Source organism: Actinomadura chibensis NBRC 106107 (genome assembly GCF_001552135.1).
Lineage (GTDB): Bacteria > Actinomycetota > Actinomycetes > Streptosporangiales > Streptosporangiaceae > Spirillospora > Spirillospora chibensis.
Map to the genome: position 1 here is coordinate 1 of NZ_BCQP01000040.1, position 15,742 is coordinate 15,742.

The 15,742-nt window shown below is 75.3% G+C and carries 13 protein-coding genes and 1 pseudogene; 8 read left to right on the forward strand and 6 right to left on the reverse strand.

What is annotated here, in order from left to right; all coding sequences use genetic code 11:
* Both ACH01S_RS23000 and ACH01S_RS23005 read right to left on the reverse strand, forming a co-directional pair.
* Positions 1-1,253: pseudogene (locus tag ACH01S_RS23000) on the reverse strand (helicase-associated domain-containing protein); the annotation flags it as partial.
* 132 nt (positions 1,254-1,385) lie between these two features.
* Positions 1,386-2,039, reverse strand: a complete 654-nt coding sequence (locus ACH01S_RS23005) for a TetR/AcrR family transcriptional regulator (protein ID WP_067894980.1) — start codon at positions 2,037-2,039, stop codon at positions 1,386-1,388.
* A gap of 167 nt (positions 2,040-2,206) precedes the next feature.
* On the opposite strand from ACH01S_RS23005, the gene ACH01S_RS23010 reads away from it, so the two are divergent.
* Positions 2,207-2,689 carry a GNAT family N-acetyltransferase gene (locus ACH01S_RS23010; protein ID WP_246236575.1) on the forward strand — a complete coding sequence of 161 codons (483 nt, stop codon included), beginning with the start codon at positions 2,207-2,209 and terminating at the stop codon, positions 2,687-2,689.
* Between the two features lie 31 nt (positions 2,690-2,720).
* On the opposite strand, the gene ACH01S_RS23015 is transcribed toward ACH01S_RS23010, so the two are convergent.
* The gene (locus tag ACH01S_RS23015; protein ID WP_083981013.1) at positions 2,721-3,149 is read right to left on the reverse strand and encodes a hypothetical protein; all 429 of its coding nucleotides are present in this window, start codon (positions 3,147-3,149) and stop codon (positions 2,721-2,723) included.
* A gap of 311 nt (positions 3,150-3,460) precedes the next feature.
* Here ACH01S_RS23015 and ACH01S_RS23020 point away from each other — a divergent pair, with 311 nt between their 5' ends.
* Positions 3,461-4,117 (forward strand): HAD family hydrolase, encoded by a 657-nt coding sequence (locus ACH01S_RS23020; protein ID WP_246236576.1) that lies wholly within the window; start codon positions 3,461-3,463, stop codon positions 4,115-4,117.
* 164 nt (positions 4,118-4,281) lie between these two features.
* A complete protein-coding gene (locus tag ACH01S_RS46550) occupies positions 4,282-4,680 on the forward strand; it encodes a cold-shock protein (RefSeq protein ID WP_067894983.1) in 399 nt (132 codons plus the stop codon).
* 18 nt (positions 4,681-4,698) lie between these two features.
* Here the strand turns inward: ACH01S_RS46550 and ACH01S_RS23030 are convergent, their stop codons facing one another.
* Positions 4,699-6,129, reverse strand: a complete 1,431-nt coding sequence (locus ACH01S_RS23030; RefSeq protein WP_246236577.1) for an MFS transporter — start codon at positions 6,127-6,129, stop codon at positions 4,699-4,701.
* A gap of 209 nt (positions 6,130-6,338) precedes the next feature.
* On the opposite strand from ACH01S_RS23030, the gene ACH01S_RS23035 reads away from it, so the two are divergent.
* Together ACH01S_RS23035 and ACH01S_RS23040 are read left to right on the forward strand one after the other, a co-directional pair.
* Positions 6,339-7,226: a DUF3027 domain-containing protein gene (locus ACH01S_RS23035; RefSeq protein WP_067894986.1), complete on the forward strand. Its 888-nt coding sequence runs from the start codon at positions 6,339-6,341 to the stop codon at positions 7,224-7,226.
* 2 nt (positions 7,227-7,228) lie between these two features.
* Positions 7,229-10,177 (forward strand): sacsin N-terminal ATP-binding-like domain-containing protein, encoded by a 2,949-nt coding sequence (locus ACH01S_RS23040; RefSeq protein WP_067894989.1) that lies wholly within the window; start codon positions 7,229-7,231, stop codon positions 10,175-10,177.
* A gap of 37 nt (positions 10,178-10,214) precedes the next feature.
* Here ACH01S_RS23040 and ACH01S_RS23045 read toward each other — a convergent pair whose 3' ends face one another.
* Positions 10,215-10,472 carry a DUF2530 domain-containing protein gene (locus ACH01S_RS23045; RefSeq protein ID WP_067894992.1) on the reverse strand — a complete coding sequence of 86 codons (258 nt, stop codon included), beginning with the start codon at positions 10,470-10,472 and terminating at the stop codon, positions 10,215-10,217.
* Positions 10,473-10,676: 204 nt separating this feature from the next.
* Here ACH01S_RS23045 and ACH01S_RS23050 point away from each other — a divergent pair, with 204 nt between their 5' ends.
* From ACH01S_RS23050 to thpR, 3 genes are read left to right on the forward strand one after another with little or no spacing between them, the layout of a single operon-like run.
* Positions 10,677-11,147: a MarR family transcriptional regulator gene (locus ACH01S_RS23050; protein ID WP_067895260.1), complete on the forward strand. Its 471-nt coding sequence runs from the start codon at positions 10,677-10,679 to the stop codon at positions 11,145-11,147.
* A gap of 56 nt (positions 11,148-11,203) precedes the next feature.
* On the forward strand, positions 11,204-12,865 hold the full coding sequence (locus tag ACH01S_RS23055; protein WP_306303258.1) for an MFS transporter: 1,662 nt from the start codon (positions 11,204-11,206) through the stop codon (positions 12,863-12,865).
* Positions 12,866-12,917: 52 nt separating this feature from the next.
* Positions 12,918-13,586, forward strand: a complete 669-nt coding sequence (gene thpR, locus ACH01S_RS23060) for an RNA 2',3'-cyclic phosphodiesterase (RefSeq protein WP_067894995.1) — start codon at positions 12,918-12,920, stop codon at positions 13,584-13,586.
* On the opposite strand, the gene ACH01S_RS23065 is transcribed toward thpR, so the two are convergent.
* Complete coding sequence (locus ACH01S_RS23065) at positions 13,523-15,655, reverse strand: hypothetical protein (RefSeq protein WP_067894998.1); 2,133 nt, start codon at positions 15,653-15,655, stop codon at positions 13,523-13,525. The genes thpR and ACH01S_RS23065 overlap by 64 nt on opposite strands.
* Positions 15,656-15,742: the final 87 nt, after the last annotated feature.

Here is a 15,742-nt window from a genome sequence, read left to right on the forward strand (position 1 = left end):
CCGCGGCCCGCCTCGGCGAGGACGTCGAGCGCGGCCCGCCGCGTCGCGGGCGCGCTGCTGCGGACCATCGCCTCGCTGAGCGCGTTGATCAGCCGGTCGCGGTCGTCGCGCTCCCCGGCGAGCCCGGCGACGCGGTCGGACTTCAGCCAGCCGCGGGCGAGCTCGGTCCAGCGCCCGGCGGTGTCGCGCATGAGCCACAGGTCGTAGGCGGGGGTCGGGAGCCATTCGCCGTCGAGGTCGCCGGACCGGGTGAGCAGCCCGGCCGCGTACGCGACTTCGACGAGCAGCGCCGCCTTCCACTCTGGGACGTCCAGCAGGACGGCGGCGGCGCGCAGGTCGCGGACGGCGAGGCCGCCGCTGCGCAGCACCGGCGGCGGGTCGAGCCCCCAGCGCTCCAGCAGCTCCTCGACGAGCCGGACCGCGTTGAACACCTCGCCCGCCGCGGCCCGCACGACGACGTCGGCGGGACGCGGGTCGCCGGGCGCGGCGGTGAGCGGCGGCGGGTCGGCGGGGACGTCCCGGAACAGCCGCCCGCCGCGCAGGTGCAGCGCGACCTCGCGGGGGACGGTGACGGTCCGGTCGTCCTCGGCGGCGAGCAGGCCGCGGGCGAGGAGCCGTTCGATGGGGGTGGCGGCGGTGCCGATCCGGACGGGACGGCGCGCGTCGGCGACCCGTCCGACCGGCGGGCCCCAGGTGAGGTGGTCGAGCGCGGCGCGGGCCTCGGGACCGGCGTCCTCGATCAGCGCGGCGGGGTCGGCGAGCAGCTCGGCGAGGCGGCGCAGCAGCCGCGCCGCGTCCGCGAAGCCGCGCGGCGCCTCGCCCGCCAGGTCGGTGACGAGGTCGGCGAGCCGCTCCTGCGAGTACCCGGCGAAGACCTCCTGGACGGGCGGTCCGAGCCCGGCCGGGTGCGGCAGGCTCTGCCGGACGCCCGGCGCGGGGACGGGCGGGTCGTCGCCCCAGGCGAGCCCGTACCGGCGGAGGGTGCCGAGGGCGTCCTCGACGCGCTCCGGCGGGGCGCCGAGCGCGGCGGGCAGGCCGTCCGGCGAGGGGAGGACGAGCAGCGCCTCCAGCACGGCGAGCGTGAACCGGTCGAGCCGGTCGAGCGCGCGGGACACCGCGGCGGGCGTCGCGGCGCGGGACGCGAGCGCGGCGAGGTCGGCGGGGACGGGCGCGAGCAGCTCGGGACGCGCGGACAGCAGCGCGCGAAGCTCGTCGTCGCCTCGCGCGCGCAACCAGTCCGCATACGTCTCCATGCCGTCCCTCAACTTTAGGTGGCGTGCGCGCCGCCCGTGCCGGGCCCCCTCAAGGGTAGGAGTCCCCGTGCCATGACCTGTGCGATGACCTGCTGGGGGAGGGGATGCGCGCTCCCGACGTGAAACGCCGGGTCAGGTGGCGGGCGCCCCCTCGACGGGCGTGCCCTCCACGGGTGCGCCGTCCGCCGGGGCGCGGACCAGGCCCATGCCGAGCCGGGCCCAGCTCTCCACGAACCGCTTCTCGTCGATGTGGCTCGGCGGCTCGTACATCGACTCGTTCGCCAGCCAGTAGTTCACCACCGCGCCGCCGAGGATCGCGGCGACGGCCGGCCAGTCCTCGTCGGCGCCCGCGAACTCGGGCTGCGTCGACAGCCAGGTCGCGATGCCGTCGTAGAGGGGGTTGACGATGCCCTCGCGCATCTCGGCGACCAGGTTCGGGAACTGGTCGAGGTCGCGGAACAGCACGCGGATGAGGTCCTGCTCCTCGCGCATCTTCGCGAGCCCGGCCTGGCAGGTCATCCGCAGCCGGATCTCCAGCGGGCGGTCCTCGAAGACGGTCGCCTGGTCGAGGACGTCGCTGATCTGCTTGCCCGTCCGCTCGATGTGCTCGCGGATGGCGGAGGCGAGGACCTCCTCCTTGGACCGGAAGTGCCGGTAAAGGCCCCCCGCCCCCGGCGAGAGACCGGCGGCCGCCTCGATCTCGGCGACCGAGGTCGCCGCGTAGCCCCGGTCGGCGAAGAGCCGGAGCGACTCGACCACGATCCGCTCGCGCGTAGATGTCGTCATGGTGATGAATTCCTCCGCAAGAACAGTAAGGCATCTTCGACCTGGGGGGCTCCCCCCGTCCCGCGCGGCACGCCCGAATCCGTGATCTGTCTCGCTCCGGGGCCGGGGCGACTAGGCTTCGTCACGTCGCCCCGTCGCAGGGAGGGGCGTCACCGGAAGGGTCGACGATGTTCATGTCTCCGCGGAAGGCGGCCGACGGGGCCTTCCTCCCCGAGGACTTCGTGGTGCCCACGCTGGTGGCCGGTCCCCGGTTCCAGATCCGTCCGATCACCGTGCACGACGTGGTGAAGGACTACGGCGCCGTGATCGGCAGCCTGGACCGCCTCGCCGGCCGGTTCGGCCCCGAGTGGGGCTGGCCGGACAGCGAGTTCACGTTCGAGCAGGCGTTGATCGACGTCGCCTGGCTGCAGAAGCAGGGGCAGCTCCGCCGCTCGTTCAGCTACGTCGTGATCACGCCGGACGGGGAGCGCCAGCTCGGCCGCATCCACGTCGCGCCGTGCGACGACCCCGACGTCGACGCGGTCGTCGTGTTCTGGGTCCGCGCCGACGAGGAGAACTCCGCCCTGGAGAAGGAGCTGGAGGAGTTCGTCCGCGAGTGGCTCACGACGGCGTGGCCGTTCGACAGCGTCCGCTTCCCCGGCCGCGGCTGAGCCCCGCGAGTCCCCCTGGGGCCGCGCGGCGTCAGGCCAGGCGGCGGACGAGGGCGACCACGATCCGGCCGCCCACCAGGTAGACGACGGCGGCGAGGCCGTAGTTGACGGCCACCTCCAGCTTGGGATCGGACGGCTGGAAGACGTCCTTGAACTGCCAGCACAGCTCGTGCGCCCGGTCCCCGAACCACTGGACGATGCCGTTCGCGGTGTTCGCCTCGAACGCGACGAAGACGATGTGCACGGCGAGGATCGCCACGACGAGCGTGGTGGCGGCGGAGACGGCGGTGGCGAGGACGCCGACGGTCCGGCGGCGGGCGGCGGCCGCCCTGGCGGTCAGCGACCGGCGCGCGGGCGGGCCGTCCTGTCCCCTGCCCGGATCGACGCGGGTCGTCGCGTGCTCGCCGGTGGCCGTCCCGAACGGGTCCTGGCCGGACGGGCGGTCGGGGGTGTCAGCCATCTGCGGCCTCCTTCGCCGGGGGCGTTCGCGGGCGGACGGCCGGGCCGGACCGCGGGGCCCGCTCGTCCTTTTGCCGGGGGTGGTCTGTTCGAGTCCTGTGTTTTCCCTGGTCACCTGGTTTGTGGTCGGGGGCCCGGGTATATCCGCAGCACGGGCGGCCGTTCCCGGTGGACCGGGCGACGCCGGTTCCGGCCACAACAGAACGGTTCCCGCGCGAAAGTTCCCGCGCTCTCCTACTCGGATCCCGTCGCATCGCCACTACCAGGAGAGCGCGGGTTTTCGCGTGTGTCCAGCCCCTTAACCTGGTGGGCGTGCTCGATCTCGACCCCCTGGAATCGTCCGGCGGCGCGTTCGCGCTCGGATTCGACCTCGATCTGACCCTGGCGGACACGCGCGCCGGGATCAGCGCCGTGTACGCGGCGATCGCCGCGCGGACCGGCGTCGCCATCGACACCGACGCCGTGGTGCGGCGGCTCGGCCCCCCGCTGGAGGAGGAGCTCGCCTACTGGTTCCCGCCCGAGCGGGTGCCCGCGATGGTGGAGCTGTACCGGGAGATCTACCCGGGCCTCGCCATTCCCGCGACCCTGCCGATGCCCGGTGCGGCGGCGGCTGTGGACGCCGTGCGCGCCCGCGGCGGACGCGTCATCGTCGTCTCCGGCAAGAACCAGGCCGACACCGAGCGGACCGTCCGGTACCTGGGGCTGGAGGCCGACGCGGTGGTCGGCGGCCTGTTCGGCGCCGACAAGGGCGCGGCCCTCCGCGAGCACGGCGCCGCCGCCTACATCGGCGACCACACCGGGGACGTGGACGCGGCCCGCGCGGCGTCCGCCGTCGCGGTCGGGGTGGCGACAGGCGCGTTCGATTCGGCCGCGCTCACGGCGTATGGCGCGGACGTCGTCCTGCCCGACCTGCTGGCGTTTCCCGAATGGCTCGGCGGGTTCTCCGCGGCCCGCGCGCCGGCGCGCTAGTCGTGAGCTGCGGCGCGATATTCGGATGCCGCCGGAGCACCGCCGGGATAGCGTCGGACGGGCGGCCCACGGGCCTCCGGTAAGGGAACCCGGTGTGTACACCGGCCCTTGGCGAGGCACTAATCTTGAGGTCGATTCAGGACGATTACCGAACGAGGTCTCCGGTGCCGACTGGCAAGGTCAAGTGGTACGACTCCGACAAGGGGTTCGGCTTCCTCACCCGCGACGACGGAGGTGAGGTCTTCGTGCACTCCTCGGCGCTGCCGGGCGGGGTCACGACGCTCCGGCCGGGCCAGCGCATCGAGTTCGGCGTGGTCGAGGGGCGCAGAGGCCAGCAGGCGCTCCAGGTCCGGGTCCTGGAGACGCTCCCCTCGGTCGAGAAGACCATCGCGAAGCAGCGGCGCAAGAAGCCGGACGAGATGGTCGTCATCACCGAGGACCTGATCAAGCTGCTGGACGGGATCTCCAACACCTACCGGCGCGGCAAGCACCCCGCCCCGGCGGAGGCCAAGAAGATCGCGACCGTGCTGCGCGCCGTCGCCGACGACCTGGCCGCGCCCTAGCCGTTCGGCGAGGCGGTCTCAGGTGCGCATCTCCGGGTGCGCGTCCGTGATCGTGGGATGGGCCCGGCTCTCCCGGGTGTCCCGGCCGTCCCGGCTGCCGCGGCGGCGCGTCCCGGCCTGCCTGCTGAGCAGCCAGGCGAACGAGGCGGCGAGCGCGGCCGAGACGACCGCGAGGGCGAGCTGGCCGTCCGCCACGATCGACATGCCGAGGCCGAGCAGCCCGCCGACCACCCAGGCGAGCTGGTGCAGGGTCTCCGAGACCGCGAACGTGGAGGAGCGCATCTCCTCGCCGATCTCGCGCTGGACGACCGCGTCCATGGACAGCTTGCCGAGCACCTGGCCGAGGCCCGCCGCCGTCGCCACCGCGAGCGCCGCCCACAGCCCGAAGAAGGCGGCGCTCGCCGCCGCGACCGCCGTGACGGCCGCGAGCGTCGCCGACACGATGAACCGGGGCGCCCGCGCCTTCATCCACGCGCCGAGCGCCGTGCCGATCAGGCCGCCCGCCCCGGCGGACGCCGCGAGCAGGCCGAGCGCCACCTTGTGGGACACCGGGTCGAACCGCTCCTGGCGCAGCAGGAACGCCAGGTAGATGATCAGGAAGCCGGAGAAGGCGCGCAGCACGGCGTTCGCCTGCATCGCCTCCGCGACGACGGGGCCGACGCGGGGGAACGTCCGCCAGTGCCTGGCGCCCCGCACGGCGGCGCCCTCGCCGTCGTCCGGGCGGCACTCCGCCTCCGGGACGTCGACGTGCTGCGGCAGCCGCATGGTGAACACGACGCCGAGCAGGAACACGATCGTGCCGATGCGCAGCACCCAGTCGGCGCCGATCAGCAGCGCGAGGCCCGCGCCGACCGGCGCGGTGACCGACGCGGCGATCAGCCCGGCGAACGAGGCCCGCGCGTTCGCCGTGACGAGCGTGATCTGGTCGGGCAGGACGCGCGGCGTGACGGCCGCGCGCAGCACCCCGAACGCCTTGGACAGGACGAGCACCCCGAACGCGGCGGGCAGGAACGTGACCTGGTCGCCGTGCGGGAGCGCGCTCGCCATCGCCCAGCACAGCAGCGCGCGGATCACGAACGAGCTCGCGATCGCGTACCGGCGGACGTGCCGGGCCCGGTCGAGCGCCGGGCCGATCAGCGGCGCGACCAGCGCGAACGGCGCCATCGTCACGACGAGGTACAGCGCGATCTGGCCGCGCGCCTGGTTGACGTCCAGGCCGAAGAACAGCGTGCCCGCGAGCGCGACGGTGACGAGCGCGTCGCCCGCCGCGTTGAACGCCGACGCCTCGATGAGGCTGCCGAGGCCGCTGCGTCCGGCCCCGTTCGCGTGCGTGACCCGGCGGGTCAGCCGCCCGGTCCCGAGCATGGCGGAGCGGGCGCCGCGCAGCGGCAGCGCCGATCCCTCGGCGGCGGCGCGCACGGCCCGCCCGAGCCGCGTCCGGTCACCCATGCGCCCTGATCTCTCCCTGCGGTCGTTCGGGCCGTTCGCCGGGGTGCGCGCCCCCGAAGCGATTCGGCCGATACGGCGACCCAACTGAGACTACGTTCCCCGCGGCGATGCGGCCTCACCTCCGTTCCGGCGGCGGGGGATTTCACGTTCGGGGTGGGCGGGGTGCCCGGACACGTCGTTCCATGGGCGAGAATCGACATGTGAGCCCATTGCGTCAGACCAGCCCCGCGCGGTCCGCGTCCGCGCGCACCACCTCAGGGCCCGCCCGGCGGACCCGCACGCCCGCCGTCGACGCCGCCTGCGCCGAGGCCGTCGACCTCGCCCGCGAGGCCGCGGCGGAGACGGCGCGGCCCGGCCAGGTCGGCGAGCACCTCGGCCTGCGGGCCGAGGGCGACCGCGTGGTCACGCACTATTTCGAGTGCCTCGACCCGGCGTACGAGGGCTGGCGGTGGGCGGTCACGGTGACGCGGGCGTCGCGGGCCAAGGTCGTCACGGTCAGCGAGTGCGTCCTGCTGCCGGGCGACGACGCCCTGCTCGCCCCGCCGTGGGTGCCGTGGCTTGAGCGGCTGCGCCCCGGCGACCTCGGGCCCGGCGACCTGCTGCCGACCGCGCCTGACGACGTCCGGCTCGCGCCCGGCTACACGGCGGTCGACGACTCGGCCGACCGGCAGGCGGAGTGGGAGCTCGGGCTCGGCCGCGTCCGGGTGCTGTCCAGGGAGGGCCGGGACGAGGCGGCCGAACGCTGGTACGAAGGCGTCGGCGGGCCGCGCGCCCCGATCGCCGCCTCCGCCCCGGCGCAGTGCTCGACCTGCGGGTTCTTCGTCGCGCTGGCGGGCGAGCTGCGGCAGATGTTCGGGGTGTGCGCGAACGAGTACGCGCCCGACGACGGGCGGGTCGTGTCCGCCGACCACGGGTGCGGGGCGCATTCGGAGGCCGTGTCGCTCCCGGCGGTGTCCGAGCACAACCCGCCGGTGATCGACGAACTGGGGTACGAGGTCGTCCCCGCGAGCCCGGCCGCCGGTACTGCGGAGGGCATCGCGGAGGACCTCGCCGAGGACATCGCGCCCCTGGACGACGAGGCCCTCGGCCACAGCTGACCATGGACGCGTTCGGGACTCGGGCGCTGCGCACCCGGGTGCTGCGCGCGTGGAGCGAGTCGCCCGCCCGGTTCCGCGAGGACGCCAACGCCGAGGAGGACCACGCCCTCGGCGGCTACCGCGACCGCGTGGTGGTCGAGCTGGCGCAGAACGCCGCCGACGCGGCGTCGCGCGCCGGTGTCCCCGGGCGGCTGCGGCTGGCCCTGCGGGGTTCCGTGCTGACGGCGGCGAACACGGGGTCGGCCCTAGACGCCGCCGGAGTGGAGGCGCTGTCGACCCTGCGCGCCTCCGCGAAACGCGACGACGCCGCCGCGGTCGGACGGTTCGGCGTGGGCTTCGCGGCTGTTGTGGCTGTTTCGGACGAGCCCGCCATCGCGTCCCGGACGGGCGGCGTGCTCTGGTCGCGCCGCCGCGCCCGGGAACTGGTGGACGCCGAACCCGCCCTCTCGGGGGAGTTGGAGCGGCGGGGCGGGCACGTGCCGCTGCTCCGGCTGCCGTTCGCCATGGACGACCCGCCGCAGATCCCCGGCGGTTTCGACACGGTGGTGCGGCTCCCGCTGCGCGCGGACGCGGTCGAGGCCGTCCGGGCGCAGTTGGGGCAGATCGACGCGGCGCTGATGCTGGCCTTGCCCGCCCTGGAGACCGTCGAGATCGACGTCGACGGCGAGGCGCGCGAGCTGACCGCCGAGCATCGCCCGACGGGCGAGGTGGTCATCGACGGGGCCGTGTGGCGGACGGCCGAGGAACACGGCGAAACTCCGGCCGCGCTCCTGGCGGACCGTCCGGTGGAGGAACGGGCGCGGCCGTTCTGGCAGGTCCGGTGGGCGCTGCCCGAGGACGGCCTCCCCGAGGGCACGCCCGGCGTCGTCCACGCCCCCACGCCCAGCGACGAACGCCTCGACCTGCCCGCGCTGCTTCTCGCGTCGTTCCCGCTCGCGCCCGACCGGCGCCATGTCGCGCCCGGCCCGCTGACGGACTTCCTCATCGAGCGGGCGGCCGAGACCTATGTGCGGCTGTTGACCGGGCTTCCCGCCTCGCCGGGGGTGCTTCGCCTCGTGCCGGGGCCCGTCGGGGCGGGCGAACTGGACGCCCGCCTCCGGCGCGGCGTTCTCGAACGCCTCCCCGAGGCGCCGCTGCTGCCCGGCCGCGCGCGCGGCCGCGACGCGGTCGCCGTGGACGCGCCGCCCGCCTTCGTCGAGGTGCTGCGCGACGGCGTGGTCGGCGGGCTGCTGCCGCCGGAGTGGCCCGCGCGGAGCCCGGCGCTCGCCGCGCTCGGGGTGCGCCGCGTGGAACTGGCCGACGTCGTCGATGAGCTGGCCGCTGTGGACCGCGAACCGGCGTGGTGGCACCGGGTGTACGAGGCGCTCGCCGGAGCCGCGACAGACGCTCTGGGCGCTCTCCCGGTACCGCTGGCGGGCGCGCGGGAGTCCGGCGGGGGACGGACCGTCCGCGGCCCGCGCGGGCTGCTGATCGCCGACGGGGTCGATCCGGCGGGCCTGGACGCGCTTGGGCTGCGGTTCGTCCACCCCGAGGCGGTGCATCCGCTGCTGGCCCGGCTGGGCGCAGTGGAGGCGGGGCCGCGCGCCGTCCTCGCCGACGCCGCCGTCCGCGCGGCGGTCGAGGAGTCGTTCGAGGCGGACGATCCCGACGCCGTCGCCGAGGCCGTCCTGGGGCTGGTCGCGTCCGCACGGATCGAACCGGGGGAGGAGCCCTGGCTCGCGGAGCTGGCCCTACCGGGCGATGACGGGGACCTCTACCCCGCAGGGGAACTCCTCCTGCCGCACAGCCCGTTGCGCGACCTCATGGCGGAGGACGCGCCGTTCGGCGTCGTCGGGCCCGACCTCCTGGAGCGGTGGGGCGCGGAGACGCTCACGGCGGTCGGCGTCCTGGACGGGTTCGCCCTGGCCAAGGCCGAGGACGTGAACCTCACCGGGCTCGCCGACGAGGCCGAGACCCTGGACCTGGACGACGAGGACCGCTGGGCCGACGAGACGCTGCGGCGCGTGGGCCCGCAGGACCTGCCGCCGCTCGTCCCGGAGTTCGCGGCCGTACGCGACCTGGAGCTCGTGGACGACTGGTCCGCCGCGCTGCGCGTCCTCGCCGAGGCGCCGTGGCGGGCGGCGATCGTCGATCCGGTCCATGTGACCCTGCATGACGGGCGGCGCGCCTCCGTCCCGTCGTATACGGCGTGGTGGCTGAGCCGCCGTCCGGTACTGGACGGACGCAGGCCCGGCGAGTTCAGGCTCCCCGGGGACGACACCCTGTCCGGTCTCTACGACATCGCCCCAGGCGGATTCGACGAACGGTTGCTCCTCGCCCTGGGCGTCCGCACGTCCCTGGCGGATCTGCTGGACGAACCCGCCGGAGCCCAAGAGCTGCTCGACCGCCTCGGTGACCCGGCGCGATCTGTGACCCGATCCCAACTGGCCGTCCTCTGGACGGCCCTGGCCGACGCCCCCCACCCGGACGTCGAACCGCCCGTCCACGTACGCGCGGTCGTGGACGGCGAGGTCGAGGTAGTGGACGCCGATGACGCCCTCGTCCTCGACGGTCCGGACGTCCTGCCGCTGCTCCAGGGGCAACCGCTCGTCATCGCCGCCCAAGGCCGGGACGTCCGCCTAGCCGAACTCCTCGACCTGCCCCTCGCCGGTGACGAGATCCCTGGGGTCGTGCAGAGCGAGGGCGAGAAGCGTCCTGTGCCGGACGTGGTACGAGCCGTCCTGCCCGACGTCCCCGCCCACTACCTCGCCCACGAACGCCTGATCGTGGACGGTCAGAACGTCCCGTGGTGGACGAGAGACGGCGAAATCCGCGCGGCCGGAACGGCCGGGCTCGCCCGAGCCTTGGCGTGGTCCACCGGAAACTGGACCGAGCGGCATACCATCGAAGCCGTCCTGCGCGATCCGGCGAGGCTCCCTTTCCTGCTGGCCGAAGCGGAACTGGAGCCTTAGCCGGGAAGCCTCCGGCCGGGACCCCGGCCGGGGGGCCTCAGCCGGACTCCCGCCTCGCCGCTCGCGCCGCCTCCTGGCCCGCCCGGCGGGACTGGAGCCGCGGGACGTACCAGACCCCGAAGACGCCGCTCGCGGCGCCCGTGACGCACACCCACAGCCACCAGCGATCCTCGGACGGCAGGCCGACGATGAGCAGCACGACGAGCGCCACCGTCCAGGCGGCGGCGCCCGCGGCCGCGATGCGGACGTCGTTGGTCCGCATCGGGGGCGGGTCGGGGCGGCGCGGTCGGGTCATGCGATCAGGCTACGCGGCCGGGGCCGGGCGGCGCACGGCACGCGCGACCTGCGAAAGCGGGCGACCCGCTGTCGCAACGCGGCCCGATTGCGGACATGCTTATAAGGGGAGGGCGATGCGACCTCTGCCCTCCCGCGACCGCCCTGGCGGGCGGGCGCCGGCGTCCTCCGGCGTCCACGACGGCGGCACAGGAGAGCGATGACCATGACAACGCCACCGACCCGGGACCGCGCGACCTCCCAGCCGGGACTGGCCGAGGAGCTGCGCATCTCGATCGCGCGGCTGTCCCGCCGGCTGCGCACGCTGCGCGGGCCGGCGAGCGCCGACCCCGCGCGCAGCCCGCTGTCGCTCACGCAGTTCGCCGCGCTCGCCGCGATCGAACGGCACGGGTCGATGACGCCGCGCGAGCTCGCCGACCACGAGAAGGTGCAGCCGCCGTCGATGACCCGGGTCATCGCGTTCCTGGAGGAGCGGGGGCTCGTCGCGCGCAGCCCGCACCCGACGGACGGCCGCCAGGTCGTGCTGAACGCGACCGAGGCGGGCGCCGACCTGCTGGCGGACGAGCGGCGCCGCAAGGAGGCGTGGCTGGCCAGGCGGCTCACCGAGCTGACCGAGGAGGAGCGGCGGATCCTGCGCCGCGCGGCGCCGATCATCGACAAGCTCAGCCGCTCCTGACGGATCGGGGCGCGCTTGCCGGAATGACCGCGCCCCGATTATTGTTAGCAGGGTTAATGACTTCTGCTAACGAAAGCCTCGACGAACCCGAGGGGGCCGCGCCGCGCGGGCCCCGCGGGCGGGTTCCGGCGCGCACCGGCCGGGCCGCGGCCCTCCCCCTCTCCCCGCCCCCGTCGTCCGCGCCCGGCCTGACGGCGCGGGTGCGGCACCGTCCGACCGCGCATCCGCCGGGACGGCACGCCGCGAAACCCTGCGGGCCGCCCTCGCACGCGGACGAACCCGTCCGCGCGAAGGCCTCCGTCGAGCGGCTTGGATCGCTCCAAGCGCCGGAGGCCCCGACACCGCGGGAAACACCGGAACCGCCGGAGCCGGAGGAGGCCCTCGCATCTGAACCCGAGGCCGCCGCCGGCGCCGCGGGCGTCGAGGAGCCCAAGAGCGGCGGCATGTTCCGCTCGCTGCGCGTCCGCAACTACCGGCTGTACGCGGCCGGGCAGGTGGTCTCCAACACCGGGACGTGGATGCAGCGCGTCGCGCAGGACTGGCTCGTCCTCGAACTCGCGCACGGCAGCGGCACCGCGCTCGGCATCACCACCGGCCTCCAGTTCCTGCCGATGCTGCTGTTCGGCCTGTGGGGCGGCGTCATCGCCGACCGGTACCCGAAGCGCCGCATCCTCGTGCTGACGCAGGTGTCGATGGGCGTCCTCGCGCTCATCCTCGGCCTGCTCGCGGTGACCGGCGCCGCGCAGGTGTGGCACGTGTACGTGCTCGCGTTCGGGCTCGGCCTCGCGACCGTCGTCGACAACCCGGCCCGCCAGTCGTTCGTGGTCGAGATGGTCGGCAAGCGCGACCTGCCGAACGCGATCGCGCTGAACAGCGCCACCTTCAACGGCGCCAGGCTGCTCGGCCCCGCCGTCGCGGGCGTGCTGATCGCGATGATCGGGACGGGCCCGGTGTTCCTGGTGAACGCCGCGTCGTTCGGGGCCGTCCTGTTCGGCCTGTACGCGATGCGGCCGGAGGAGTTGCACTCCGCGCCCCCGGTCAAACGCGCCAAGGGGCAACTCCGCGAGGGGCTCAGCTACGTGCGCGGGCGGCGCGACCTGATGCTGGTGCTGATCCTCATCGGGTTCCTCGCCATGTTCGGCATGAACTTCGCCACGACCGTCGCGCTCGTCGCCAAGGAGACCTTCCACACCGACTCTGCGGCGTTCGGCGTCGCGTCCAGCATGCTGGCGCTCGGCGCGCTGAGCGGCGCGCTGCTCGCGGCCCGCCGGGTGTCCCGGCCGCGGCTGCGGCTGCTGGTCGCGATGGGCCTGCTGTTCGGGCTCCTGGAGGTCGCGACCGGCCTGATGCCGACGTACTGGACGTTCGTCGCGCTGCTCGTCCCCACCGGGATCGCGATGATGTCGATCATGACGGCGGCGAACGCGACCATGCAGCTCGGCGTCGCGCCGGAGATGCGCGGCCGCGTCATGGCGCTCTACATGCTCGTGTTCCTCGGGTCGAACCCGGTCGGCGCGCCCGCGATCGGCTGGCTGGCCGAGGAGTTCGGCGCCCGGACCGGCATCGTCCTCGGCGGGCTCGTCTCCGCCCTCGCCTCGCTCGCGGTGGGCGCGATGGCCGCGCCGCGCGGCTCGCTCCGCCCGGCGCTCGCGCGGTTGCGGCGGCGGCCGGGCCCGCCGCCCGCCGGTTCCGCCTCGCGGGAGGCCGGTTCCGCGTGACAACGGGTGCCATCTGCTGAAATGCTGACCCGGTGGCCCTCCGGACGCTCCCATGAGGCTTTTCGTGGCGCTCGTTCCGCCGCCGGACATCCTGGACGAGCTTGAGGAGGCCGTCCGCCCGCACCGCGCGTCGGTGCCGGAGCTGAAATGGGTCAGACGCGAGTTGATGCACGTCACGCTGACGTTCCTCGGCGAGGTCGACGACCGCACCCTCGACCGGCTGCTGCCGAGGCTGGAGCGGGCCGTCGGGCGGCACGAGCGGATGGCGCTGTCGCTCGCGGGCGCGGGCGCGTTCCCCGGCAGCGGCGCGCACGCCCGCGTCCTGTGGACGGGCCTGTTCGGCGACCGCCGCCGGGTCGCGCGGCTCGCGGCGTCCACGACGGCGGCCGGGCGCCGGGTCGGCACGCTGCCCGACAAGCACCGGGGCTTCCGCCCGCACCTCACGTTGGCGCGGTCCAGAAGGCCGGTGGACGTCCGCCCGCTCATCGAGGCGCTGTCGGCGTTCGCGGGCGCCCCGTGGACGGCCGAGTCGGTCCAGCTCATCCGCAGCCACCTGCCCGGCAAGGACTACGACCAGCTCGCCTACGAGCCGCTGAAGACGTGGTCGCTGCGGCAGAGCCCGGGCGGCCAGAGTTCGGGCGGTCAGAGTTCGGGCGGTCAGAGCTCGGGGGGCGGGGGCGCGGGGCGGTCGGCGTCCGGCGGCCCCCACGGCAGGCCGTAGCGCTCGCACGCGCGGCGCAGCGCGTCCAGGTCGGGCGGGAACGCGACCTGCCGCAGCACCCGCCCGGACGGGCTCCACACGACGAGCCGGGGCATCCGCTCGGCCGCCTCGTCGATGCCGACGCCGCCGACCCGGTCGCGGCCGAGGTTCCACTCGACCCGGCCGCGCCGCGTGACGACGGCGAGCCCCGCCGACGACACCCGCAGCTGCGGGCGGTTCCGGTCGTACAGCCAGTACCCGACGAGCCCGATGACCAGCCCGGCGGGCACCGACCACGTCGCCGTCCGGTTGAACCCGCCGAGTTCCGGGCCGAGCCACACCGCGCCCAGCAGCGCCACCGCCTCGCACAGCAGGACGCTCATCCCGTACGTCCCGACGCGGGAGCGGCGGGTCGCGTCGAGGAGCGCGCCCGGCGCGGTGACCGGGTCGGGCGGGGCGGACACCGTGAACGTCACGTCGTGCTCGCCCGGGGTCTCCGCGCGCGTCGCCGCGCCGGACCCGCCGTCCCGCCCGGCGCTCTGCGCGGGCAGCGCCGCGGCCGCGGGCTCGGCCGCCTCCTCCTCCGGGACGGCCAGCGTCGAGACGGCGGAGTGGAAGGCGGCGCTCAGGTAGGCGTCGTACTCGGCGTCGTTCACCGGCAGGCCCGCGCGCCGCGCCGCGTCGCGCAGGTCGGTGCGGGAGATCCGGAGCGCGGACAGCGGCGCGGCGAAGAACTCGTCGCCGTCTGTGTCGTACAGCCGGACCCAGGCGTGCCCGCCGATCGTCAGCAGCTCGATGCCGCCGATGCGGTCCTCCGGCATCTTCAGCACGACGTCGCCCGCCGCGTCGGCCCAGCCGAGCCCGCCGTCGGCGACGACCAGCCGCCCGCCGGGGACCTGCGAGAACACCTCGGGCAGCCCCTCCAGGCCGTACTGCGGACGGCGCGGCGCCCGCGCCCCCGGCGTGATCACCCGGTAGCCGTGGTCGTCGAGGGCGTGCGCGAGCTGGAAGCCGTCCAGGCCGTGCGCGGGCAGCCGGGCGACGAGTTCGAGCCGGTGCCCGAACGCGAGCGCGGCGAGGTCGGCGCGGCGCGGCTCGCCGCTCACCGGGTCGAGCCGCAGCCCGGGGCCGACGACCACGGCGGCGACGTCGCCCGCGCGAAGATCCTGCGCCTCGCGGCGGCGGCCGGGACGGGCCCGCACCAGCAGCCGCTCGGCGGTGATCGTCCAGCGGACCTGGGCGGCGCGCAGCAGCCTGCGGCGCGCGGCGAGGACGCCAGCGATGGCGGCGAGCGCCCAGCAGCCGGCGGCGAGCCGGGCGCCGAACGCGCTCGTCCCGTCCACCGCGATCCGGATGATCATGACGGCGCCGAGCAGCGCGGTCAGCGCGCCGAGGACGACCACCCGGCGGCGGCTCGGCAGCGGTTCCGGCGTGTCGAGCTGCTGCCCGCCGCCCGTCCCGCGCGCGGACGGCCCGCCCGCCCGGATGGAGGGCTCGTGCGCCGCCGCCATGAGCGCCGCCTCCTGGTCGAGCAGCCGCCGCTCCGCCGCGTGGTCGCGGGGCAGGGTGCCGCCGCCGGGGACGTCGTCGTCCAGGCCGGGGACGGTGAGGGCCTCGTCCAGCGCGGGGTCGAGCAGGTCGCTGGCCTCGCCGTCCAAGACGTGCATGGGGATGCCGAGCCGCCGCGCCGTCACGAACACGGCCAGCGGCTCCAGGCCCATCGTGGTCAGCCCGCCGACGGCGGTGCGTCCGAAGCGGTGGAACACGGTCAGGACGCCGTCGCCGGTCGTGATGGCGAGGCCGTCGATCCGGGACCGCTCGTAGGAGACGACGCTCAGCCCGCCGGGCCCGATCTGCTCCAGACCGGACGCGGACAGCCGCCAGTACGGCCGGGGCCGCCGCCGCCGCGCCTCCGGGGCCGCGCCGAGCACCCAGGGGATCGCCGCGACCGTCCCGATCAGCGCCGCCCACAGCCACACCGGCCGGATCGGCAGCAGCGCGAGCGCCACCGCGAGGAGGGCGAACGGCCCGGCCGCGACCGGACGCCACCGGCCGCCAGGACCCGCGAGGCCCACCAGCTCATGCTCCACAGTCCGCATCCTCACACGGGCCCCCGAGGGCCCGTCGCCCCCTTCCACGATCCGATCGCCCTCCGGAACCGACTTCCATCGCGCCGG